Source organism: Erwinia sp. OLFS4 (assembly GCF_002752165.1).
GTDB lineage: Bacteria > Pseudomonadota > Gammaproteobacteria > Enterobacterales > Enterobacteriaceae > Izhakiella.
Genome location: NZ_MOMB01000067.1, coordinates 1 through 23,421, shown reverse-complemented (window position 1 = coordinate 23,421; position 23,421 = coordinate 1). Strand labels below are relative to the sequence as shown.

25 protein-coding genes are annotated in these 23,421 nt (G+C 45.8%); 3 read left to right on the top strand and 22 right to left on the bottom strand.

The genetic code is table 11. The features are described from left to right. Nucleotides 1–37: 37 nt before the first annotated feature. Together BL249_RS18840 and BL249_RS16975 are read right to left on the bottom strand one after the other, a co-directional pair. Nucleotides 38–3,373 (bottom strand): LPD7 domain-containing protein, encoded by a 3,336-nt coding sequence (locus BL249_RS18840; RefSeq protein WP_143354824.1) that lies wholly within the window; start codon nucleotides 3,371–3,373, stop codon nucleotides 38–40. After that, complete coding sequence (locus tag BL249_RS16975) at nucleotides 3,357–3,704, bottom strand: plasmid mobilization protein (RefSeq protein WP_099707719.1); 348 nt, start codon at nucleotides 3,702–3,704, stop codon at nucleotides 3,357–3,359. The genes BL249_RS18840 and BL249_RS16975 overlap by 17 nt, the downstream gene beginning before the upstream one ends. 297 nt (nucleotides 3,705–4,001) lie before the next feature. On the opposite strand from BL249_RS16975, the gene BL249_RS16970 reads away from it, so the two are divergent. The 3 genes from BL249_RS16970 to BL249_RS16960 are packed head-to-tail and all read left to right on the top strand — an operon-like array spanning nucleotide 4,002 to nucleotide 5,690. Further along, entirely contained in the window at nucleotides 4,002–4,406 is a 405-nt protein-coding gene (locus BL249_RS16970) for a hypothetical protein (protein ID WP_099707718.1), read from the top strand. Between the two features lies 1 nt (nucleotide 4,407). After that, nucleotides 4,408–5,115, top strand: a complete 708-nt coding sequence (gene stbB, locus BL249_RS16965) for a StbB family protein (protein ID WP_099707717.1) — start codon at nucleotides 4,408–4,410, stop codon at nucleotides 5,113–5,115. Between the two features lie 11 nt (nucleotides 5,116–5,126). Beyond that, nucleotides 5,127–5,690 carry a hypothetical protein gene (locus tag BL249_RS16960; RefSeq protein ID WP_099707716.1) on the top strand — a complete coding sequence of 188 codons (564 nt, stop codon included), beginning with the start codon at nucleotides 5,127–5,129 and terminating at the stop codon, nucleotides 5,688–5,690. 424 nt (nucleotides 5,691–6,114) lie between these two features. Here the strand turns inward: BL249_RS16960 and BL249_RS16950 are convergent, their stop codons facing one another. The 20 genes from BL249_RS16950 to BL249_RS16860 all read right to left on the bottom strand — a co-directional run bounded on the left by BL249_RS16950 (nucleotide 6,115) and on the right by BL249_RS16860 (nucleotide 23,309). Further along, a complete protein-coding gene (locus tag BL249_RS16950) occupies nucleotides 6,115–6,633 on the bottom strand; it encodes a single-stranded DNA-binding protein (RefSeq protein ID WP_099707714.1) in 519 nt (172 codons plus the stop codon). Between the two features lie 418 nt (nucleotides 6,634–7,051). After that, a complete protein-coding gene (locus BL249_RS18835) occupies nucleotides 7,052–7,258 on the bottom strand; it encodes a hypothetical protein (RefSeq protein WP_143354823.1) in 207 nt (68 codons plus the stop codon). Then, nucleotides 7,255–7,539 carry a hypothetical protein gene (locus BL249_RS16945; protein WP_099707713.1) on the bottom strand — a complete coding sequence of 95 codons (285 nt, stop codon included), beginning with the start codon at nucleotides 7,537–7,539 and terminating at the stop codon, nucleotides 7,255–7,257. The genes BL249_RS18835 and BL249_RS16945 overlap by 4 nt, the downstream gene beginning before the upstream one ends. Nucleotides 7,540–7,542: 3 nt before the next feature. Beyond that, entirely contained in the window at nucleotides 7,543–8,100 is a 558-nt protein-coding gene (locus BL249_RS16940; RefSeq protein WP_099707712.1) for a hypothetical protein, read from the bottom strand. 47 nt (nucleotides 8,101–8,147) lie between these two features. Beyond that, nucleotides 8,148–8,657, bottom strand: a complete 510-nt coding sequence (locus tag BL249_RS16935; protein ID WP_099707711.1) for a J domain-containing protein — start codon at nucleotides 8,655–8,657, stop codon at nucleotides 8,148–8,150. Between the two features lie 774 nt (nucleotides 8,658–9,431). After that, on the bottom strand, nucleotides 9,432–9,905 hold the full coding sequence (locus BL249_RS16930; RefSeq protein WP_099707710.1) for a lytic transglycosylase domain-containing protein: 474 nt from the start codon (nucleotides 9,903–9,905) through the stop codon (nucleotides 9,432–9,434). Next, a complete protein-coding gene (locus BL249_RS19525) occupies nucleotides 9,881–10,309 on the bottom strand; it encodes an A24 family peptidase (protein ID WP_446717730.1) in 429 nt (142 codons plus the stop codon). Before BL249_RS19525 ends, BL249_RS16930 begins: the two co-directional genes overlap by 25 nt. A gap of 193 nt (nucleotides 10,310–10,502) precedes the next feature. Then, on the bottom strand, nucleotides 10,503–10,928 hold the full coding sequence (gene pilM / locus BL249_RS16920; protein WP_099707708.1) for a type IV pilus biogenesis protein PilM: 426 nt from the start codon (nucleotides 10,926–10,928) through the stop codon (nucleotides 10,503–10,505). Nucleotides 10,929–10,938: 10 nt separating this feature from the next. Continuing rightward, nucleotides 10,939–12,327, bottom strand: a complete 1,389-nt coding sequence (gene pilV / locus BL249_RS16915) for a shufflon system plasmid conjugative transfer pilus tip adhesin PilV (RefSeq protein ID WP_099707707.1) — start codon at nucleotides 12,325–12,327, stop codon at nucleotides 10,939–10,941. Beyond that, entirely contained in the window at nucleotides 12,324–13,271 is a 948-nt protein-coding gene (locus tag BL249_RS16910) for an ATPase, T2SS/T4P/T4SS family (RefSeq protein ID WP_099707706.1), read from the bottom strand. Before BL249_RS16910 ends, pilV begins: the two co-directional genes overlap by 4 nt. Before the next feature lie 44 nt (nucleotides 13,272–13,315). Beyond that, entirely contained in the window at nucleotides 13,316–13,819 is a 504-nt protein-coding gene (locus BL249_RS16905) for a type 4 pilus major pilin (RefSeq protein WP_099707705.1), read from the bottom strand. 114 nt (nucleotides 13,820–13,933) lie between these two features. Beyond that, a complete protein-coding gene (locus tag BL249_RS16900; protein ID WP_099707704.1) occupies nucleotides 13,934–15,004 on the bottom strand; it encodes a type II secretion system F family protein in 1,071 nt (356 codons plus the stop codon). Further along, nucleotides 14,991–16,532: a GspE/PulE family protein gene (locus BL249_RS16895; protein ID WP_099707703.1), complete on the bottom strand. Its 1,542-nt coding sequence runs from the start codon at nucleotides 16,530–16,532 to the stop codon at nucleotides 14,991–14,993. The genes BL249_RS16900 and BL249_RS16895 overlap by 14 nt, the downstream gene beginning before the upstream one ends. Before the next feature lie 9 nt (nucleotides 16,533–16,541). Then, complete coding sequence (gene pilP / locus BL249_RS16890) at nucleotides 16,542–16,958, bottom strand: type IV pilus biogenesis protein PilP (RefSeq protein ID WP_099707702.1); 417 nt, start codon at nucleotides 16,956–16,958, stop codon at nucleotides 16,542–16,544. Continuing rightward, a complete protein-coding gene (gene pilO2 / locus BL249_RS16885) occupies nucleotides 16,945–18,315 on the bottom strand; it encodes a type 4b pilus protein PilO2 (RefSeq protein WP_099707701.1) in 1,371 nt (456 codons plus the stop codon). The genes pilP and pilO2 overlap by 14 nt, the downstream gene beginning before the upstream one ends. Then, a complete protein-coding gene (gene pilN / locus BL249_RS16880; protein ID WP_099707725.1) occupies nucleotides 18,305–19,930 on the bottom strand; it encodes a PilN family type IVB pilus formation outer membrane protein in 1,626 nt (541 codons plus the stop codon). The genes pilO2 and pilN overlap by 11 nt, the downstream gene beginning before the upstream one ends. Before the next feature lie 72 nt (nucleotides 19,931–20,002). Then, on the bottom strand, nucleotides 20,003–20,941 hold the full coding sequence (locus tag BL249_RS16875; protein WP_241898914.1) for a TcpQ domain-containing protein: 939 nt from the start codon (nucleotides 20,939–20,941) through the stop codon (nucleotides 20,003–20,005). A 68-nt stretch (nucleotides 20,942–21,009) separates the two neighbouring features. Further along, nucleotides 21,010–21,318: a killer protein gene (locus BL249_RS16870; protein WP_241898913.1), complete on the bottom strand. Its 309-nt coding sequence runs from the start codon at nucleotides 21,316–21,318 to the stop codon at nucleotides 21,010–21,012. A gap of 30 nt (nucleotides 21,319–21,348) precedes the next feature. Then, nucleotides 21,349–22,965, bottom strand: a complete 1,617-nt coding sequence (locus tag BL249_RS16865) for a type IV secretory system conjugative DNA transfer family protein (RefSeq protein WP_241898912.1) — start codon at nucleotides 22,963–22,965, stop codon at nucleotides 21,349–21,351. Then, entirely contained in the window at nucleotides 22,962–23,309 is a 348-nt protein-coding gene (locus tag BL249_RS16860; protein ID WP_099707700.1) for a hypothetical protein, read from the bottom strand. The genes BL249_RS16865 and BL249_RS16860 overlap by 4 nt, the downstream gene beginning before the upstream one ends. Nucleotides 23,310–23,421 lie beyond the last annotated feature (112 nt).

The window sequence follows — 23,421 nt, the reverse complement described above, 5'->3', positions numbered from 1 at the left end:
GGCCAGTTGGTCAAACTGGCCAGCGAGATATGCTAATTTAAGCCACTGAAGGGCCATCGTTTTCCATTGACTGGTACTGCTCGTAGGTTTCGTACTGGTATGTTTCTTCCACTTCCATATTAAGATCACGATCAAGAGGTTTACCTTCCCAGGCCACGCGTTCCCCCTGCCTATGTTCAGTTTTGCCGTTAGCAAGCTGCTGTTCCCATTCGACCTTTTCTTTGCCGAGGTTCGTCAGGCTAACGCGCTCACCAATTTCTAATCCCTGGACTGCCTGCTCAAGAGTGACACCCCATACAAGCTTTTCTCTTCCTCTCTGTCCCTGAAGCTTAACGTAGTAACTGTCGTCACGTTCATCTTCCGGCTTACTCAGATCTGGCGTGAAATTATAAGGCGCTTTGCCATGCTCCAGCAGTACGCCCTCATGAGAAACGGGAGTTGGCCGCTGTGCTACGGTACGGGCATCAGATGGCTGCTCTGAGCCTTGTACATCTTGATTATTAGCCTTTATTTTGACCTCGCTTACCTCTAAAAGATCCGCTTCAAGGCTTCTGCTGCGTTCATCAAGTCTGTTGCCATCGTCTTCTCCAGTCTGGCCGAGATAAGCCAGAGTTAGCTCCTTACGCTGCTCACGCACCTCCTGCACCTTATTGTAGATTTCTTCGCCAGACATTTTCCCGGCGTTATCCTGAATGCTCTCATATTGTTTTTCCACATTCCGGAACGCTTCACGGAAGCTTTCCGTTGTGGTCGGTGTTTCGACAGCTGGCTTACCAGCCGTAATGTTTTGTCCCTCACGTTCAATGGCCAGCTCTGCTTTACGCTCAGCGAGCCGGCGATTCATCTCTTTATCAGAGAAGTGAATATCCAGCCCTTTCTGCGCGACAACCTCAATAGCTGTGTCTTTAAAGGCTTTTGTACCCTTTACAGTCAACGTACTGCCAAACTTTTCCTTCGCAAGCTCTAACGCCACTGCTACGGCTGAATCGCTGAGGCCATTTTTACTTACAGCAATGGACTTTCCCGTATCAATAAATAACGTTTTATCTGATGATTTATCGAGATAGTGAATGTTATCGCTTAGCTTTGCTTTGCGCGTATAGAGATCTGCTGCGGTGATGATACGCACCTTTTCACGTAAACTTCGTTCACCTAAATTTTCTTCAACCTGCTTGGCCATGTTCCTGAAGCGCTGCTTCGCGTCCTGCGGTCCCTTCTCTGTTTCCTCCGCTCCGCTTATCGTATTGCGATACTTGGGCTCCGGTTTAATTTTGCTTTTGATATCTTCACTGCTCATTGCTTGATACTCCTGCTGGTTGTGCCGTTGTGGCTGATTTATCATCTGGTGCGCTTTCAGTCGTTCAAACATGAGCACGCCCAGCAACTGAGTCTTATCTTTCGTGCTCAGTCGGTTATCACTGATAATTAATCTGCGCGTCTGGAAGAACTTCTGATCGGCCTGATATAGTGCGCTTCGCTGCGATCCGGATAATGAGTTTTGTTCCTGCCGTCGCTGCAGGCAGGCAGCAACATAAGACGCATTTTTAGGTACACGCGGCATAACCCGGCGAATGAGTTTGGCCTGCGATTGCTTTGGTGCCGGCAATTTAATGGAATCACTGAAAAGCCTTCTGCTGTTATGCTCAATGGCGGTTACGTCCACTATTTTCCGTGCATTGCGCGCATAAACGGGAATCCCTAATTGTCGGTTTCCTGCTCCAGATAATCCCCCTCTGACGGTAAAGGTGGCGTCTGATCTGCCCAGCTCTGGAACGCCGGTAAATCTGAATGCTTCGCGACTTCCGGCATCATTGGGGAATCCACTGATGGCAGCTCGGTACTGGTCTGCACTGCCGGCTTCGAGGTGGATTTCTGCTGTTTTTTCTCTTCCCTGGTCCGCGCCCGCTCTGCCTTCTCCAAAGCCTCCCGCGCTTTCTGCTCCTGCCGGCTCCGTTCCTTCTCGTCCCTCTCCAGTTTCTTCAGCTCCTCCTTCTCTTCCCGTCGTTGACGCTGCTGTTCCCGCTCGACGGCTCGCTGCTGTTTCTCCAGGTTCTCCCGCTCCCGCCGGCGCTCCCGTTCGTCCTTCTCTTCCTGCTTCTGCTCTTTCTCGATGCGCTTCTGTTCCGCCTGTTCCTCCGACATATAGATCAGGTCGCAATCCAGAATCTCCTCCTGCTGCTGGCCGCTCCACGTAAACGCGTGCATTACCCGGCAAAAACACCGCGCCTGTGGCGATTCTGGCTTGCCTGTCAGCTGCCACATCGCTGCTGGACAAACCTTGCACGCGATTGGTAACCCCGGCATCCCATCTTCTTCCAGTTTCAACAGCACTTCGCTGGTCACTGCCCGACCACTCGGAAGGATGTAACTCATTTTGGCCTCCAAATTTTTCATAAAATTTAAATTGTTCATCAGAAAGAGTTTTTACCTTTTCATTAATATCAGAATGCTGGTAATAACTTTCTCTTACGGATTTAGACGCTTTCGCAATATATTTAATTTCCTTTGACCGCATCGGCCATTCATGCAAGCGTTCAGAAATGATGTGCTTTGCTAAAGGTGGCTTTTTCAGTTTCCTGTCAATAAGAAAGCTGTCATTAAAGATTGTTTCCTTGAGATTGGTAAATTTCTCATCACCAGGGATTTTGACTGCTATGTACTCATTTTCTTTACCCTGATTACGAATGCGGGTTTCACCATGTTTGGATACGGCCCTGTAAAAATCCTGACGGCTCCTGATATCTGAATCGATAATTTCTTTAACTATCGCTTCTTTAAATTCTCTATTCTTGCCACGAAAATCATCACCTTTATATCTTGATAAAACATCAGCTGCATTATAAGGATTAACACGGATGTGCTCGCGTGGAGAAGCGAGATTATACTTCTGGTTTACGTACTCCTGAAAAGCCTCAAGATAACGCTCTGTGCTATTCGGATCGCCAATAACATCTGATACCTTTCCAGAGAGAAGATTAGTTTTAGGCACAACAATATGTATGTGCGGTTTTCTATCAATCCTTTCTCCTGTTCTCTTATCAAAGACTTCTTTTATCTTAGGTAAATGCGCCTCAGCATAAAAGTTATACTCTTCTTCTTCATAAGCATACATAATGAATTCACGAAACTCATTAGTAATTTCCAGAAGGGTTTCGTTAGAAACTTCATCTTCACGAAAAGAGAGTGTGAAAGTAGTATATCGATTTTGACCTCTGTCGGGGATTGATTTATAAACTCTGTCTGTAACGTCTAAATCACCATAAAGAATCACGCGTTCATCTAATTCTTCCCTACTAAAATCACGGCCATTTTTAACACCCTCCTCAAGATACTCTTTAATACCTGCATTATATCCACTAACTCTTATCAGCATCTTGCACCCCTTTTAACAACAGACTCCGAATATCAATAAGGGCATTAAGAACACGACCATAAAGACTTTCAGAAATTCTGTTTTCAAGGTGTGCGGAATTTGCTTTGTAAGCAATTTGGTTGAGGTTATTACTTGCCTTGTTGTAGTAAAATATCAGAGACTGCATATCCTTCACGATGACATTTATTTCGGCTTTCTTATTTATAACGACATCGCGAAAATATTCAGACTTAGACATGCCGGCGTCAGCGATCATCTGTTCCAGCTTTTCGAAATCTTCATGCGAAACGCGACAGGTAAGTACTCTGTCTTTGGTTTTTTTAACCGACATAACCAAGCCTTAGATCAACGAAGTTTCAGCCCGCGCAGCGGGGGGTTTCAAAGGGGTATCCCCTTTGGCGCGTCGGTTGGATACGGGATGGCTTGCCATCTCGTATACAATCGGGAACGTGCCTCTATTCATTAAACATGCGTTTTCATCACACATAAATCACACATAATGCACCGCTCATAAAAGCTTAAATCACACACATATCATCATATTTCACACACATTTCATCAAATTATGTTGACTGGCACACATAAATCACCTATTATTCATACATTATCTAGCGAACGGGGGGCATTGATGGATGATTCTATAAAGCAAAGGCTCAGCGGCCTGCTTGAGCTGCTGAGGAATCCAGACATAAAGAGCAAGCAGGCAGCATTCAACGCGTGCCATGACGATCTGACTCAGGTTAAAGAAATCGTTTCCTGGGAAAAAATCGTAGAGGTTATAAAGGATGAAACTGGCGTTATATTCGATGCGCGTACCGCTTCAAATATGTACGGCAGAAGCCGCCGGAAGGTTAAACCGCCAGAGAGTAAAGTTACTCCAAAAAATATTTCTGGTGCCACTGAGTCAATTCAGGACGTTGGCACAATTGAGACAAATAAAACTGCGGCGCAAAAGAAAGTCAGCAATCCATCTGAGCTAAGAAATTTGCGCAATCGCCACATTGATTTAGACGACCTTAAAGACGGAGATTAATATGATCGTTACTATTCTGAACTGGACCGGTACTGTAGGTAAAACAACACTGGCCGCACACCTTTTAGCTCCTCGCATGGATAATGCACCAATCTTTGCCATCGAATCTATTAACGAAACTGCGGCTTCGCTGGGCATCGATGTGGAAAAAATGAAAGGGAATAAATTTCGCGAACTCTTTAAGAAAATCATGCTTGAGGATAACGCGATTATCGACGTTGGCGCATCAAACATTGAAGAATTCATGAGCAACATGGTTAAGTTTGATGATTCACACGAAGAAATCGATTATTTCATCGTTCCTGTTACAAGTGGCACGAAAGAGCAAAAAGAAACTATATCTATGGTTGACGCTTTGGCACAAATTGGCGTACCAGCAGAAAAGATTCGCGTGGTGTTCAATCGGGTATCAGCTGACGTAGCTGATGAATTTCCGTATGTGATGGGATTCTGCAAAAAAGAAAAAAGCTTTATTGCAGATCCAAAATGCGCAATATGGGAAACAGAATTGTTTGATGCATTGTCAGTTAAAGGTCTGACTATCGATACTATCCTTAATGACCCAAATGATTATAAAGCGATGCTTCGTACCAATCGTGAGGCTTCCGAAAAAGAAAGAAATAAATGGGCAGATATGCACGGCTTGAAAGCGCTGTCAAAAAGCGTTAAACGCAATCTTGATGAAGTGTATGGCTCACTTTTCGCATAAAAGGGTAGACTATGGTCACTGATAATCCTAGAACGGCCCGTGATGCTCTTATCATCGAACTGTTAGGTGATATTGGCGCAGTGCATGACGAAATTAAGCAGTTACCTAAAAATCTGAAAGGCTCCCTCCGGGAGTCTTTGGAACTTATCGCTGATGCGGTTGAGCAGGCTGAAAAAACCGCTCAGGAACTACAGCGTGAAACTCAAAGTAACTTGAAAGCTGTGTCCGAACTAGAGATCGAAAAACTCAACAAAGAGACTCGTTCTGTAATTGAGGAATCATTTTCTAAAGCAATCAACGATGAAATGCATAAAACTGAAAAAATTGCACTCAATCTTCAAGATACGTTGCAAAAGTTTCCCTCATACTTTGGTAATCAGTATAAAAAGCTATGTTACTTAATGGCAGCAATCTTGGTGTTGGTTATCTTTGTTTGCGGCTTCGGTATGACCGCCTTATATCTTCAATCAAAAAGCTGGGAACAGAGAAGCGTAGGCATATTTAACGCCTATCAAGAGCAGCAAAAAATTATCATGACTTTACCCGATAATGAGCGTAATAAGTTTAGAAAATGATTATAATGGGAACTGTGATTTATGCAGTTCCCATGAAATCGCTTCCTGTTTCTTTTGTCTCCGACCATTACCCTTCTTCACCGCTAATAATTCTGAGGCTTCGCAAAGCGGCTTATCAGGGGGCGCGTGCGCACTATCGCGCGTCATACAAGCCCATGTTTAGAGGTATCGGCGCGATTCAGCATTCAAATTATCTGCAACTTCTTTTCGCGCCTTCCATGCCCTCCGGGCATCTAATACCCCAGCCAGCGTAAAACATCCTGCGCCCTGTATATATCAAGCTCTCCCAGATCTCGGTAAAAATCAGAGATATCTTCAAAAGCACTAAGACTATGCTTTTCAAGTTCATACAGGGCACGTTTTCTGGTTATAGCGCAGTTTTCAGCTGACTCGAAATAATCTCTACAGATACCGTCGCTCATCTTCAAAAAGGGATATCATCATCAAAGTCTGCGGGGGGCGTATTGTTAGATGGCGCGGGCGGCTGGCCAGCCGCTTCATGATTGCCGCTCTGTGGCTGTTGCGGCTGTCCCCATCCATTATTATTCCCCGCGTTCTGGCCTGCCGAAGCGCCACCGCTGCTTGCGTTCTGCTGACGCCCACCCAGCATCTGCATGGTGCCACCAATGTTCACCACCACTTCAGTAGTGTATTTCTCTACTCCGGCCTGATCGGTCCATTTACGAGTCTGTAGTGAGCCCTCAATATAGACTTGTGAGCCTTTGCGCAAGTATTCGCCCGCGACTTCTGCCAATTTTCCAAACAGCACTACCCGATGCCATTCCGTCTTTTCTTTGGTTTCACCGGTCTGCTTATCACGCCAGCTTTCTGATGTGGCGAGAGTAAGATTGGCTACAGCACCACCATTTGGCATGTAGCGGATCTCCGGATCTTGTCCGAGGTTGCCGACAAGAATTACTTTATTAACGCCTCTTGATGCCATGATAGATCTCCTTATGGCTACACCGCATGATGTGCCAGTTCATTGATTAGCCGCTTAATTGCGACGTGCGAAAGCAGGCGTTGCCTGTTACAGGTAGCGCCTATACGGAAAGTAAAGAAAAAAGAAACAGGGAAATTTATGGACTAAAGTAGGAATCTTTTGTCTAAATGACGACACACAGCAGCATACATTTTATGCGCAAGCTTCCGCCTGTTATAACTGTTCAGTTATAACAGGCGGCGTAATTAATTTGTTTCTCTAAGAATCATAGCATCAAGTAAATCTGAAGAGAAGTATACAATCGGGATATGTAAATACATTTATTTTCATTGAAACATCAGGCTTTATCCATCTTCAGCGCATCTGTAGGCTTCCATCGTCACATCTTCAAGGAAGGTGATTCCAATGGTCTCCGCGACTAAGATCCAGATACATAATTCAAAATTTTTAGCCATTCCCTATGGTGCATGGAAACGTGATTTTTATCACCTGACGGTAAAAGATATTTTGAAAAAACTGCTCTTGATTTTCCTATTAACTCATAAACCTCTTTCTGAGACAGGCAGTTGTCATTGATGATTTTTCGCAAATTTTCAGGTGTATAACCCAGTTCGTAATCTGTCATGCCTCTTTACCCTCATTGTGTGGGAAGCATTCAATCAGAAACGCCTCTGTGAGCTCTCTGTGAGGCAACAGGGCTGGGTTAATAGCCTCAGCATTGTCAAACTCATAAACCTCATCAAACGTTTTAACACGCTGCTCTTTCTCTCCGTTCATACGCTGTTCGCGTGTGATCTTCGTCCTGTCGAACGCCAGATAATGCAGCTTCAGGCGCTGGCCATCACTATAGACAGCCAGGCTTTTGGTGACGCGGCCTTTGCCGCGTCTATAAAAAATTTCTTCCAATATCTATTCCTTACTTCTTTTCATTTCAGATAAAAACCCTACAACCCTTATCAGCTCCTCCGTTGAGAGGTTTTCGACCTTGAGATCATAACCGCCGCTCCTTTCTTCAACTGCTCCGCGTATACCTGATGAGGTTACATAACCCGTTAGCGCATTATAATAACCCGACAGGCTAACCAGTTGCGAAAGCATCCCCTTAACGATTTTTTTATGCTCCTGGCTGTTTGTATAACCCTGCTCATACAGCTTGGCTTTCTCGATTTCTTCCGGCGCATATACCAAAATTTTACGCTGTATCTCTGCTGCTATGACATGCTGATCTCTTCCGGGTGACACTGTGCAGCTATGCCCATCAATACGGCAAATCCGGCTGTCTACGCTGCCATAAATTCTAAGGCGGCCTTTATCATCAGCAACACTAACAGAGTAATTTTTATATTCTGGTGAGGTCAAAAATATTCGATAGTTCCAGCTTTTATTATAATTAACCCGCCAGCTGTTACCCAGCATACGGCAAATAGACTCAAAAAAAGGGCTGTAGCGTTCCTGAAAAGTTTTCATATATATATCCCGATTGATGATAATCAGGGGGCTTTAGCCCCCGTCTTTTATGCTGCTACGCGTTTCCAACCTTTAGCTTTGCGCTGGCCGTCTGAGCCATATTTAGCGCGGATTTCATCAATCGACTGTTCTGATTTATTAAAGCGGCCTTTATGTTCTTCAGGACGGTAAAACCACTGTTTTTTCTTGGGTGCCCACTTGCATTTCAGTTCATTCAAAGCGGCTTTATGATTAAACGTTTCTCCGCTGATCCAAACCCAATTACCAATAACTTCATAAACGATACCAGCCAGACCGGAAAGGGCGTTAAGAACGTGCTCAAGATCTTCTCCATAGTTATAACGGGCACTTTCATCTTCACTTTGATATTTGTTGAGGTTATCTAGGTTAGCCATCAGCATGTCATACGCTGCATTAACGGCTTTCATCAGTTCCGCCCCTAGAGGATTACGGTCTGGATGATATTTAAGCGCCAGTTTTCTATAAGCTGCTTTAACTTCTTTCTCGGTTAGCACACCGGATAAACCAAAAACGTTTAATGCTTCTTGAATGTTCATTTATAACTCCTGGCCTCTTGGCCTTTATTGTTTAAGTGTCAGTCCGTCCCGACCTGACAAAGATATTATGTATCATATTATGATACATTGCAATCTTTTTTTCTCTCCTTACACTCATGGAAATAAGTTATTTCAACAGCAATAGATATGATAAAAATATATTTATACTTTTACTGAAAAACAAGACTATTGAAAATTACAATTCTAATTGTAGCGTATCGTAATAGAAATTAATCTCGTAAATTTTTAACTATTAAAAAGAAAATTATTATCACCTTAGCCCTGTGGGGAAGTGGTCAAAGGCTCGTGGGTGTGGGCAATCCCTGTGGGCAGGGTTTGGGCAGCTTGCTGTCCTAGCCTGTCCATAGGGTTGTCCATGCCCTTTAAGAGCCGTTCGCCGTAGGCGATTGTCCACTTATCCATAGGGTAGTGTTTGGTTAGCTCTTTGCGGGCCTCTTCCTTTGCCCGGAAATAGATTAGGAAAAAAGCTTAAAAACAGGCGTTTCGTTCCAAATTAGCGCCCAAACCAAACGAGCATTTCTGTTAACAAATAAGCAACATTAGAACCTGGCAAAATTGGCTGGGAAAACGTGATCTTTTGAAGGGGAGGGGGCTTATCTGTGACGAACCCGGATCGGGCGGGGCGCTTAACAGCCATTATGTTAAATAGAGGCATTTTTAGTGAATTTTGATACCCTCAGCCTGCATGAGATAATCGGTGAGCCTTTTATCTTCGGTGGTGCTCAGAGACGACATACCGCCGCCAGCCAGCTTTTACTTTCCGGTTAACTCAAGGTAACGTGCATATACTTTGCGAGCATAGCGCATTCGAAATGGCTCATTTGCATTTTTAAACCCTGCGTTATATGCGCCTACAGAAGTCCAATTTACGCCGTTTTGCGAAATATTTTTAGCTAGTACCCATGCGCCTACATAAATATTCTGGCATGGGTTATTCAATAAATCGTTTCTTGTTATACCCATACCGACGAGAACAGGAAGCCACGATGAATTTATTTGCATAACCCCTAAGTCCTCGCTTAAAACCTTACCGTTCTTTCTGTTATAGCCGATAGCGTTTGGATTCATACCGCTTTCCACTTCTGCAATAGCTTTAAGTAAACGATGATCTATTGAAAAACGTGCAGCTGCGTTTTTAAAACAAATATCAAAATTTACTTTAGTTGAAGCATATAATGTTTTATCGAAACAAAAGATAAGAGCTAAAATAATAAAAAATGTTCGCATATTTTGTATCCAGTAAAAACAGGTAATATGCATGTAATGAATGGCACATCCTTTACGTAGCGTGATACTAAGGAAGCCAGCATAAGAGTACATGCCATCAGCGCCGGGGCAAGCCCTGGCACGAACCAGACCCCTATGGCGGGTATCAGGTATAAGTCTCCGGATGCAAAGCATCCCTTGCGCCTAGTCAATAATGAGACCCCTTGTAGTATGAAAACAGGGAGGCAGAACAGGGCTGCCCCAGTAATCCCTTGTTCAAGTAGGTGTCCTGATCTCAACCCCAAAGAAAGCCATACGGCACCATACAGTAAACAGTCAGGTATCCAACGGGTCGTTAAATCACAGTAGGCGATGATACCTAGTAATAATATAAAAGAGGTGGCTTCTTTATCGTTACTCAGCATATAAACCAATAAACTTGGAAGAATGCAAATCAATGCAACTATCCAGCTGCATTTTATTTTATTGTTTTCTTTTTTAAGTTCATTGTTTGCTGAAATCACAGAGTTCCTTGCCCAAACATATAACAGCGGGAAAGTTTTATAAATTATAAAAGAAATAACCAATAGAGCGATTGAATACCAAATCACGGTTTATTCACCTTATATAAACAATATACCCGGACCCAATAAAAGAGGGTTTTGTTACTACTCCTGACAAAGTGTTTATGCTCGTTGCGTCTGTGACGCCAACAGATGAGCTGTTATCGGTCCAGATCATTAGTTCATTCATTAGTCCTTTTGAACTAGGGGTATATACATACCCCACGCCGTTACTTATCACCGTTTTTATTGCGGAGTTTTTTGGAAGCCACTGAGGTAATAGTAAGTTCGCGGTAACATCCCCAGTGGCAGATTTATTTGCATTCTTATATTCATCGAACGCGTATGCATAATTCATAAATTGACCTGCTTTAGACTGTTCATCAGCAATATCCCAATCCTTTTTACTGTCTCCGGATATTGCTATGGATATGCTGATAAACAGCGCACAAGCCATGATGGTTAGTGCAGAAAAGTTCATCTACGTTTCCTTACCTCGCCTTGATGATATAAATAACAGCGAAGTTTTTGGGTCTGGTTTCACTTGAAACTCTTGCCCCTCCCCATGACGTATTCACATCGCCGGTTCGGTCTGCATATTGCCTGACTTCCTCCCCTCCAGGTGTGTTTCGTGTAGGGGAGTTCGGCACGCCGTCATGAAGCGCTGTTTCTGTACCGGCTATGTGGGTATGATTTTGTAGCGCATCATTTTGATAACTCAATAGCCCGCGTCCTGAATCCACATCGCGACCAATACCGCGATCCAGACCACGTAAGAACGCACCACGAAAGTCCGGGACGGTTCCGGAAGGATAGATAGCTGCGAGCTCGGTAAACGCACCTGTATTGAATCCCTGACCATTACACTCAAGCCAGCCGTCAGGAATGTTGTAGGAGCCCCATATAGCGATTGTACCAACCGGTACTCCGGAACTCTTCGTCCAGCGCCCGTTAATGCAGGGAACTGAATCACCTGTGCTGTCTTTGCCGATGATGCCGGACGGGGAACAGCTGCCGCCGATAGTGACCGTCTGCGTTGGATAGAGGTATCGTGCCTGCACCGTATTCTGGCTAATCACGTTTGCATTACTGGTAATGTTACCTGATGCGTTGATTGTTCCCGCGTTAAGCGTACCGCTCACTGTGCCATTATTTGCGTTGAACGTGCCGGTCGAGGTTGTTCCGGTAATACTGGCATTCTGCGCGGCGACCGTGCCGGCATTGTTTATGTTGTTACCGCCCATGTTCAGCGCTGTACTCATTGTGTTGAGCTCTGGCTTACCCGGTACAGCTTTGCGATAAAGATAATCGTTCGATATCGCGCCGTTCTGGTAAAAGCCTGCGATCACTACATGGCCATTTCCCGGATTAAACCCGCCAAAAGCAGACAGATTTTCACTCCACGCACCCAGCGCACCTTTTGCAATACCGTTGTCGATATAGCCGCCTGCCGCGCCTATTTTGGTAGCAATTTTACTGGCCTGGCTGATAGTGAGATCGGCCCCGCCAGTAAGAAACGTCATGGCATGGAATTTGCCATTTGCAGGTTCATATATCCGCGTCTGGTAGGTCGAGGAATAGTTATTAGTACTGGGGAACCCATTTGGCAGATAACCGGCACTGACAAGCATAGGTACGGTCAGATTGAACGGAACGGTCGGTGATGCTGCAGCAGCGATAGCCGTAGCGTTGTCGCCAATGTACTTATTTACAGCTGTCTGAACCTGTTTAGCCTGGCCAGCTGCGATGTATCCGCGATACTCGTTGACCATCCAGTTTGCAGCCGGAAAAACCACGCTCACGATAAATATAAAAGCGATCCCCAGTTGAATAGAGGATTCCGTTACGCCCGCTATACCCCTTTTCATTTTCTTTATCATCGATTCTGCTCCGGGAAACTATATTCCATAGATCTGAATTGCTCGCTAAGTGATTTGAGATTCCCGGCTGCTATTTTTGCCCGGATAGTATCGGCACTTTTCGCATGTCGAAAATTAAAACCTGATATCTCTACATTACGTTTAATTATCTGTTCGTCTTTGATAATGGAATTCATGACCTGATGCGCGACCACATATAATGTGGTTGCAACGTGTGATTTCGCGTTGTCGCTGAATTCTTCGCAAAACATAATGTAGCGTTCTATCGCTTCTTGAACAGATGAAGCATGGATAGTGGATACTACGAACATGCTCAGACTTGCCTTGAGGACTTCATGAGCCGTCGCCCCGTCACGAATCTCTCCCAACAGAAAAGAAGTAGCGCCCATGCGGAATGCCTTTTTAGTGGCTGTCGCATAGGTTTCATCTCCACTGACTTCCAGTTGAATGCATCGGCCCTGTCCGTGACGCCCCATAAGCATCGTCTCTATAGGATCTTCAATGGAAACGCCCAGATTACCGGTGCTGGCTATGCGATGACCGAGAACAGCAGCCGCAGTTGTGGTCTTCCCGCTACCCATCTCACCGACTATAAGAAAGAGTCCTGTTACATGCGGAATCTCAATTGATGTACGCAGTGCTGAGTTAAAAGGTAAAGATTGAATCGGCATTATCTTTTCTGGTGTCTGCCGTATTACCAGATTAGTCCCGCTAAAAAGGGTAATAGTAACCCGGTATAGCCGCGAATCATGTACTACGGAAAATTCCGTGAGACTTCTTTTTTTAAACTCAGACAAACATTTCTCTTTAAGAATCGCAACATCTGCCTGCAGCTCATCGGGGATTTCAACCAGATACGATTTAGCGCCTTTCAATCCTTTTATTTCTGCATAATCATTCCCGATATAAATATCAATAAAGTCACTTTCTTTTAAACACGGCATAAACGTACCTGTTTAACCGCCCTTTAACGGGCGGTTTTATGTGATTAAGATTTAGTTGTAAAGACAATGGTGTTGGTTTCTGCCGTACACGCAGCTGTCGCAGCTGCAGCTGTCACTTCACCAGAAATTGACTGGTTATTAATTTTTGTTGATTGCAAATCAGGAGTACCAATAGATTGCGCGACTTTCACACAATCTTTTGTAGAAAGGTCGGCGTCAGTTACCGTAAAGCCAATTCCATTACCCTTGACTGTGACCAGCCCGCCAGAACGGTTGTAGATCTTACCACCAGATACCGTAACGTTGCTGGGTACGGAACCTGCTGCAATGAGTGAAGCTGAATAATCGTCAGTACCATATCCACCATTAGAACGGAGCTGACGGGTTTCGTTGATAAGAGTATTAATAAGGGTGACTTCTGATGTTGCATACAATTTATAGTAGGCGATAATGCCAGTAGCTAACACAATGGCAATCATTACTAACTGACCTCCTACTGAGGTGATAAAGTCGGTTATACTTGCAATGCCACGCTTCATATTTTTCATGATTATTTCCTTTGCTAATTAAATTTAATTTACGCGATAAACTTCTTTTACATAATGTATTTTAAACTTCACCCAATGATGAGGAACTTAAAACAGACGATATTGCAACGACAATTAACTAGTAAAAAAGAAAGCGCGTTGTATTAGATCGAACATTACTACGATCAGAACACTGATGATTACGCCGCATCCTAAAATACTCACTATTTTTAATCTCTCTGAGGTTTGCTCAACTCCTTTGATTGTTTTATCAAGCCATTTTTCCGCAAATCTTTTAAGTGAGCCGCTACTGTTGTTTGTCTCAAATAAACTCTGCATTTTTATAATGGCATCTTCGCCGGGGAACTCATATCCCGTAACATCTAATGCTGTACCTAAATTCTCTTCTCCTGATTCAATAGAGCGGCCAACGGCTTCCAGTCGTTCGGCCAGCCAGTCAGAGCGGCAGGAGTGAAGCATTTTAGTTATAGCCTCTTCCATTGGGATTCCGACCGACATCATAGCGTTAACATTAAGGATAAATGTTGCACCATGAAATTTCTTGTATATCGAATATGGCGGTAATTTGTCAGCATAGAACCGTATATTCCCGGTCCAGCGGCTCAGGCTTTTGCTTACCATAAACATTATGGTTGCGATTATTATTATCAGCACCCAATAATAACCGGTTAAAATAACGTATAAGTAATAAATGCAAAGTTGAATTCCGTTCCACTGTTCAATCGGAACTGACTGTTTCAGAACAGGAACAAGCAAAACACAAAATAGCGTAATAATGCCCATGACCAGAGAACTCATATAAGCCACTATGCCCGCCGCTACCTTTACAGCACTCATTATACGCCCGGTTCCTCCTGCAATAAGCATCGCACTTTCAAAGCCATCAGGTAACTTGCCGGCTTCATCGCAAGATTGAATAATGCTTAGTTCCTGTTCCGGTAGCCATTCACGCAAAGACTCTGCGAGCGAGTGACCGCCAGAGAGGTTATCAGCGCACTCCTGTAAGATCTGAGCGATTGGATTACCAGGTTTCTTTCCGCGCCGGGAGTAGCTGGCTATAAGTTTTTTGAGAGCATCTTCCGCGCTCAGACCGTCAAGGGAGTACTGTCTGAAACTATCGTATATTTCTATGCGGTCATCTGCGTTTAATGTTTTCTGATATAAATAACGTTCAATCCTGTTCATAAAATTTATCGTCTCTGTCTAAGTTACAGATTGATTTATGTGTGATTACGGGGTCTATAACGCCTTTATTAATTAAACGGATCGCATTTTCAGTAAGGGTTACGCCATTTTTATTTTTACGCCAGTAATCATAAGCGGCAAATTTCCCCTGATTTTCATAAAGCCGCATAAACTTGGAATCAGTTTCAATAACCTCGAAAACACCGGTACGCCCCTTAATGCCGGTATAATTGCAGTTTACGCAGCCAGCCGGGTTTATCAGAAATACACCATCAGTCTCAGTGTATTGCTCAATGACTTCACGAAATAGTTCATCAACTGTATGCCGATACTTGGTGTAACTGAGCTTGCAGGAGCAGAGTTTTTTTACCAGCCTTAGACCTATGAGACAGGTAATGAGTGTTGCATCAGTTAGCAGGTCCTGGTCAACGCCCCAGCGCCTCAAGCGCTGCAGGATATCTATTGGGTGGTTGGTGTGAATGGTAGTAATACCGATATGGCCAGTCTGTGCGGCCTCAATCACACCGTTCCCCGAAGTGCTATCTCTCACCTCTCCGATATAGATCGCGTCAGGGTCCAGACGCATGAGGTTACTTATCGCCTTCGCCCACGCCTGGCCCAGCTTCTGGCTGTCGTGACGTTCAGTGATAATTAGAGGGGTTTGAAAAACACCCTCTATCGGCGATTCTATCGGGTCTTCAACTGATATCGGGTTCATACCCGGATTCTCAGCTGCGTAGATTTCTGCCATCGCCTGAGATAGTGTGCTTTTACCGTGGCCTGTAGGCCCACTTGATAAAATGACCCCGGCAGGCTTGGCCAGCGCACGCCGGATAACTTTTTCCTCTTCTGGCTGCAAACCCAGCTCCTGAAGCGTATTAGATTTCCTGCGGCGCGATATCAGACGGATGACGACAATCACGCCCCCGGATGAGCCCGGACGACTCGCCAGGCGCCCTGTGCTGAGGCCGAAAGGCTTAACATATTCCTCGCGGATCTTGCCTTGTGTAGGCTCCTGATAAGAAAACGTGCCGGCACTACGCTCATCACACATAGAGTTATAGAGCGATTGAACGAGTAATTTTCCCTCTTCAGCCGACTGTTCAAACTGTGGCATAGCAACGCGCGAACCATCGATGCGAAAAAGAAAACGCGTGAAGGAACCGATCTCAATGTGCAAATCTGAAGCCCCCATATCAACCGCTGTCTTGATGATATTAAGGATTTTGTTTTGCTTATCCGACTCGGAAGCCTCAATAGCCTCACTTGTCTGGAATATATGACTTAATTTTTCCAACTGCTGACGCGTGATATATTCGGTATTATATTCGTATTGCTGATCGCGTAGTTTTTTTCTAAGGTCAAAGTAAAGTGTATTGTCCTGAATATCATTCATCACAAAAAGTCGGCACGTCTTAGTAACTTTATTCTGGATAAGTTTCGCACTTTGAACAAGTACATCAGGCGCTTTATCTAACACTTTATTTAACGAAATAAGGCTATGTGATTGCTCACTGATTTCGTGCATGGTTCACCCTTAATTTAATGGAAAGATTTTACCATCGGTAATGCGCTTAACGCTTACACCGTTAAGTGTTACGCTCACAACCTGATAATTTCCACCAGGCAACATCTGGCCAGCCATGACAGTTCGGCTGGTCCCGTCAGAAAGGACAATCACCGCTTTCCGACCGTTGATTTTTACCAGCGATGGAAGAGTTTCACTACCGCGCTGATTGGCCTGATTCCCGACGGTATTTACTTGGGCGACTTCGGTATCGCTCTCTGCATTAGCAGCTTTTTTTGCTGCGTTAGCCGCTGCCTGAGCCTGGTAATAAAAACGCTCTTTTTGCAGTTTATCCAAATCATCAAACGTTCCTGTACTTGCATGGGCGATGCCGCATGTCGCCAGTAACAGGGTTGCTGCGAGACGGACTAATTTAATTTTTTGCATACAATGAACCTGTAATTTTGTACTGAATTGAACTGTTATTTTGGTCCAGGGTGTAATTGATTTTATGAATCCTTACGCCCGGAAAATCATCATTAATAAATACCAGTTGTGCTGGCACAGCCGTATTAACTTCAAAGGTGTACTCAACCCAGTCCTGCTTGGGCAAATCTTCACCGAATTCATTTTTCTCAGTTTCTTTAACAGGCACTGCGTTAAATGCCGCTTCAATATTCACTGACTGAAAAAGTGATATAACCTTTTTAAGCTGCTCATCACTGCTTGTAACAGGATCGTCTCCGTTTGCTTTTACCTTCTCTGAAATTGAAAAATTAACAATGGAAGTCTGATTAAAGAAAAACTTTGTATCAGCCCCCAGTAATTTTTTCACAGCATCAACGACCGCCTGTGTGGTCACTGCTGAGTTATCCGGACGCATAAGGGTAACGTTCATTTCGCCACCAGTGCATTCAAGCGCGCTGGGTGTCCAGCCCTCTATTGAAAGAGGTATCTTTGCGCCCATTGACTGGCACGCGTGCAAAAAATTGATTACTGATGGCGTATCTATCCAGGGGTGTTTAAGCTTTGCCAATGCAGCCTTATAGCGCGCGTCCCTGTTTATCGTCTCAATCCGCAACTGCTCAGCGGCAATTGCCCTCCTTTTCTGCACCTCTCTTTGTTCATTTTCATGTTCAATGAAAGCGACAGCGCCAATGGCCATAACTGCCGCCACGGAAAGGAGAATTAGCTGATTTTTTGTCATGCCCCATGTAAGCGGCTTCAATCTGTAATCTTTCTTCAGATTTTTTGGTATCAGCAGATTTTTTAGGTGAATCTCGTCGGTAACAAAGGGAAAATCTGTATCTGAATAAACCGGTATTTCCATACCGGTATTGTTACCACGCAGATCGGATTTGAGATCGATTACGTACTGCTGAAGCTCTTCTTCTTTATAAATCTCGTCTGAGTAGGGATGAATGCCGCCTTTAAGCGTTTTGCCAACCAGGGTGAATAGCTTTTCACCTCTCTCGTTCTCACCCAGGCTGACAACCGCGATACAGCATCCCTCAAGAAGGGATGCCAACGTAACAACCAGTGAATAACCACCGCGCAACTTCTGACGGGTTTTAGGGGCAAAGCCTGCCTGTGTGGAATCACTTTTCCTGATTGCCACAACGTCCAGTTTTCTTTCCCGACCAATTCGCCTCACTTCTTTCATCAGGTTACGGGTTGTGCGTACAGTTTCCCATTTCAGCCCGACCACAAAGCGGCGTTTGTTGAACTGAAGAATGTGAATTTTGCTGTCGTCGGCCAGCTGAGCCGCGCGCGGGTTTTGCGCTCCTTTTTTATTAGCGAACATATGGCGTTACCGTAATGACAAAGCTTTGCTTTGTTTTCGCACCTGATAACAGGCCGCCGAACAGGATGTTGTTAGGCGATCCGGTTCCCTGACGATTTGAATCATTGGTGTTCTGTTCAAAGCCGCTCATGATGAGCGTCTGCCCAGGCTTCAGCCATACGCGTTGCTGCAGCGAACGAGTATCGATATCCGGCGCTTCAATTTTCTGCGTATCCGATGTGATGGTTCGGATCTGCTTGAGGCTGGAGATATCCATAAACATGTTCAGCATCAGCCGGTCTGAGTCCTTCAGGATCTTAGGCAGGATGGTGATATTGGTGCCTGTCGTCACGCTGCCAGGCGTCAGTGACTGCGTTGGGACCGTCGAGTTACCGGAAGAATACGCCGTGGTAGATACATCTTTCAGATACGTTGTCTGCTGGCCAACAAGAACCGGCGCAGCCGCCATGTTGGTTGTCATGATCGTACTGGTTTTCACGTCTGAGACATTCGCCTGCTTCGACAAGGCATCAAGCAGGAACGACGAACCCGCAAACTGTGCAGCTGAGCCGGTCGCAGTGTCCAGGACGTTAAAGCCGCCAGAAATAGCATCGCTTGCCGTGCCGGTATTGGTGTTGGCCAGAGATAATCCGTACTTACCGCTCAGAGATTTCCAGACAAGCCCCCAGTCAATGCCGACCATATCGCTTACGTTGGTGTTAACCGTATAAGTGACGACCTTAAAGATTACCTGACGGCTGAGCGTGCTGTTTTCATCAGCAAGATAGTCTCCTACGCGGCTCACCACATCCGGCACGTCTGTAACCATGAGCGTGCCGGTTGTGGCGTTAAGACTGAGCCGCCCGATACCGGGGGTCAGCATACTTTCTACGGTGGTTTTCAGGTCTTTATACAGATCGTTGCCCATCTCAACCGTGGAGGACATGGTTGAGCCGCCAGATCCAGACACGCCGCCAGATGAGCCTGAACCAGAGCTGGAGTTATCGGTGCCGGTGGCGTTTGACAGGCCGCTGGTAACAGTGCCTTTCAGTGCGTATTTTGCATCGGCTGGCTGAATATCAAACCGGCGCGTTTCGAGGTAATAAAGCACAACATCGCCGTTGTCATATTTCCATGAAATACCCCAGCGGCCAGTTGCTATATCAAGGATGCCACCGAGGCCGCCAGAATAACTGAGATCGGTCAACAGACGTGGCGACGACGCCTGTACTGCAGCGGTTGCGCTGGCGTCGGCACCGAATGAGGCCAGCGGCTTCATTTCGGTTGTGTTCATTACCGGGGACGGCACTGATTCAAGCCGTTGCGTGCGTGAGCCGCCCTCACTACTTCCGCTGCTGAGATAGGCTGCAGCATCAGGTGTTACACGCACCCGAATATGGCACTGCTCACTGATATCCTGGCTGAACTGGAAAACGTCCTGGGGTTTAACCGCCTTATACGTCACCTGGCAGTTTACGATTTGTCGGGGCGCGTCATACTTCGGTTTTGGAAGCGGGACTGCGTTGACATACTGGCTGTTCTGAAACTGCACGACAGGATAATTATTCCCCATCTGATGAATCATGGATGAAGTACTAACGCCTTCATCCTCAGCCACCTTTTTTACTTCATTCATGCGCTGCATCGCGCAGCCCGAAAGCAGGAGTGCGATAGTTATTGCTGTTAAGGTTATTTTTTTCATGGGTAATCACTTTTTGTCGCTGATAACGATGAGGCACTGATTGCGATAACCACTCACGTAAAGCGGAGCCTGTGCCGTTCGGTAAAGAGTAAAGAGCTGGCTGGTAGCGTCTTCGAACGTTGCGCTGCTGAACGACAGCGGATAATCAATCGAATAGTCAGTGTCTGTGTCCCAGCGAATAATCCAGTCTCGGTGAAGTGCAGAGCATTTTTCTTTCGCAGCCCAGGATGTGTAACCTGCTTTTAGCGTGGTTCCTTTGCTGATAGTCCAGGTTTTTAGAACCGGCATAAGAATGGCCGGTTTGTTAATGATGGGTCGCTTCACAGCCTCTGTGACGATCGGGATAATAGGCGGCGAAAGTGCAGCCTCACTAAACAACTTCCTAGTGGGGGGTGCAGCTGTTGAGGAAGTGGTTTTGCCAGGTTGCTGCGGAACAACTGCTACCGTTTTCGTGGCTGCCGGCGCGGTAAACTTAATCATTACCTCTTTGCGCTGATCGTCAATCAGTGGTGTTAGTCCTGCAGTGCTCAGAGACTTCCTTAATACGTATGGCCATTGGTCGTTTCCGGCCCACGATAATGTTCCACGGAATCGTTCAGATACATCAGGCGAAAGTTTCACGTTCCATGAAGGGGGTACAAGGGCTCGCACTGCCTTATAAAGAGGAACGTTTTTGCCGCTGCCGGCAATAAAGCGGTATTTATCCGCATCAGCAACCATCCCCGGCGATGCCGTATTCAATACACCGACACTTGCATTTACTGCGCGTTGTGTGACCGGCGGAGTATTTATTTTCTTTCTGTCTGCTGCTGCAGTCGGCTGAACAGTAACAGGTTCAAAATCAACCCAGTCACCCTTTGGCTGAGGGAGCTCTATCGGAGAGCTACTACACGCAGCCAGAGAATTAATAATCAGCCCGGAAATAATGAATCTTTTATTGAGCATTTCTATTCCTTTTGCCGCCTATTTTCATTGTCGCCACCCTGTTAGTTAAAAAATTAAGAGGCTCGATTTCAGCCCTTCAAACGGCCAAACTTTTTAATAATGTCGTTAATAAATTGTGCGGGAGCCATGCTTGCAGGGCATTCCTGCATGAGCATGTCTTTCCGCGCATCGGCGGTGTGGTCAGGAAGAAAAGAGCCTTTTTTCTTCACCTGTTTTTTAAAGAATTTTTTTATCTGGCTCTGGCAACCATCTTTATCTGCGCCGCTAACCTGCCCCCACATACACAGAGTCATATTGCAAGGTTCGTCAGCTTTAGCAGGCAGGTTTGCGCCTGCAGCCATGCACAGCACAGCCGCCGCTATCACGGTTTTTTTCATTTTTAGTACTCTTAATTTAATTAGGGAGGGTTATTTCTGGTTATTCACTTGCGGAACATCGGCACGTTCACGGCGCGATTTTTCTTTCAAAATATCATCGCCCTGCGGCCTGGCCAGTTTCAGGCTCTGATTTTGTTTCACCACGCTCTTTACCATACCTTTCAGCTTCTCCGGATCGCCTGTTGGCACAACCGGTAAAGGATAAATTTTCGTGTCGGCCCGTTCCTGAAAAATCTTTTCTTTGTACCACATGATTTTTTTCGCGCGGATTTTCATCTTTGGCGTTTTATCTGTGGCGGACATAAAAATCAGCTCATCCTGATAAGGCAGATCGTCTACTTCCTGCGGTAATAGCAGCGGTCGCGCCTGAAGCGTCCAGCTACGTCCTCTCGAACGCCGCTGCCCGTCAGAGATACCAGCGTTATCGGATGGCACCTTGACAGTGGTTGTTCCCAGACGTTTGCTGTAGGCAGTGGCTGCTTCAATATCTCCAGGGGCAAAAACAATATTGATATGGAAGGTATCCATCAGCGCCTTTCCGCCTTCTTTCCCGTAACAGTCGTTAGCGCACAGCTGCATTTCATTCTGGAAGATAATGAGGAAGCGCAAGCCAGCTCCGCGAGAAAGCGCCGGCGCGGTTTCCATTACTTCGATACGCTTCATAACCGCGAACTCATTCATTAAAAACAGCAGCTGATGCTTGAGTCGCAACGATCCATCTTCACAATGGCCGCCGTGTTCTGGCATTACTTTGCTGTTTTCGCGAATAGCCTGTGAGTAGAAGAGGTTCATAAGCGGGGCGAACTTCTTCATTTCCCCTTCAGTCACGCAGAAATAAACAGTCGTCGCTTCTTCGCGTAATTTACTGAAGTCGATATTTTCAGCCGGGTTATCACTTTCGGTAAGCGCCAGCGCCACCGTCTTTTCTCCGTAGATCGCAAGCCGAGGTGTAAGAAAACCGACCAACGTCGCAAAGTCTTTAGACTTGGACTCAGATACGATCATCGTCATTTCGCGTACCGTCTCATCTGACAGGGGCTTGCCTTTACTGCTGCGCTCGTCGATTTCGCGCTGCGCCCATACGCCGAGCTGAGCACCCAGCGAAGCAATTTCGTAGACCTGCGGCAACGTTAGCGGATATTCATCTTCCGTTTCGATAATAAACAGGGAAATGGCCACAAAAATATTGCCTGCCTTAACAAACCAGGACGCGTTTTTTTCGTTGTCCGGTACGTAAAGCGATGAGGCCATTGTACGCAAATCGCCTAAACGCCACAGGGCATCACGGCGGATAGCACGGAACGGATTCCAGCGGTGCGTTTCCAGCATACCCGGCGAAAATCTGACAACCTTCTGACCACATGCGGCCCTGAATCCCGCTGTTTTGTACCAGCTTTCAAACTTCACATCGTTCAGCACAACACTGTGCGGATAAGAAAGCATGTTAGGGATGACGATTCCAACATCCTTACCGCTGCCTGGCTGCGCGGCCAGCATCATATATGTCTGTCCATATGCCGCAAGAAAGTTATTGGAATAAGGGTCTTTCCCCATCAGCAGAGCTGGATGTTTAGCAATCCTGGTCTGCATTGGGCGGCCATCGATGATTTCCCATCCATCCGGCAACCTTTCTGATTTACTTTTCACTTCTCGCTCTCCGTGTACCAGATTTTCCGCAGTTCGCGACGATTAGCAAAGCGCGCTTTGCCATGAAGGTTGTTCTGGCTGTTGTCAGTTCTGGCCAGAACTGAAAGAAGCGTGATCCCCGTTGGCAGAAAAGTGATTACAGCTGTCACACACCACGCCCAGGGCAACATAGTCTTGCCCTTATTGGTCAGTGATATTTCTCCCTGACTCAGCAGCGTAAACAGTCCCGGCGCATCCCGGTGATACCCGGTCATCAAATACCATGCCCAACCGCCCGCATAGAGCCCGATCACGAAGCAAACAGCCGTAAGTAGCAGAATCAGTAGAAACAGCTTCAAACTCATGCAGTTGTCTCCCTTGACAAATTCAGTGCTTTTTCCAGCGATGCGCCATTAAGCAGTGCCAGCTTAATTTCCGGTTCGTAGGTGACGCTAAGAATCTGCGTTTTCTCCATAT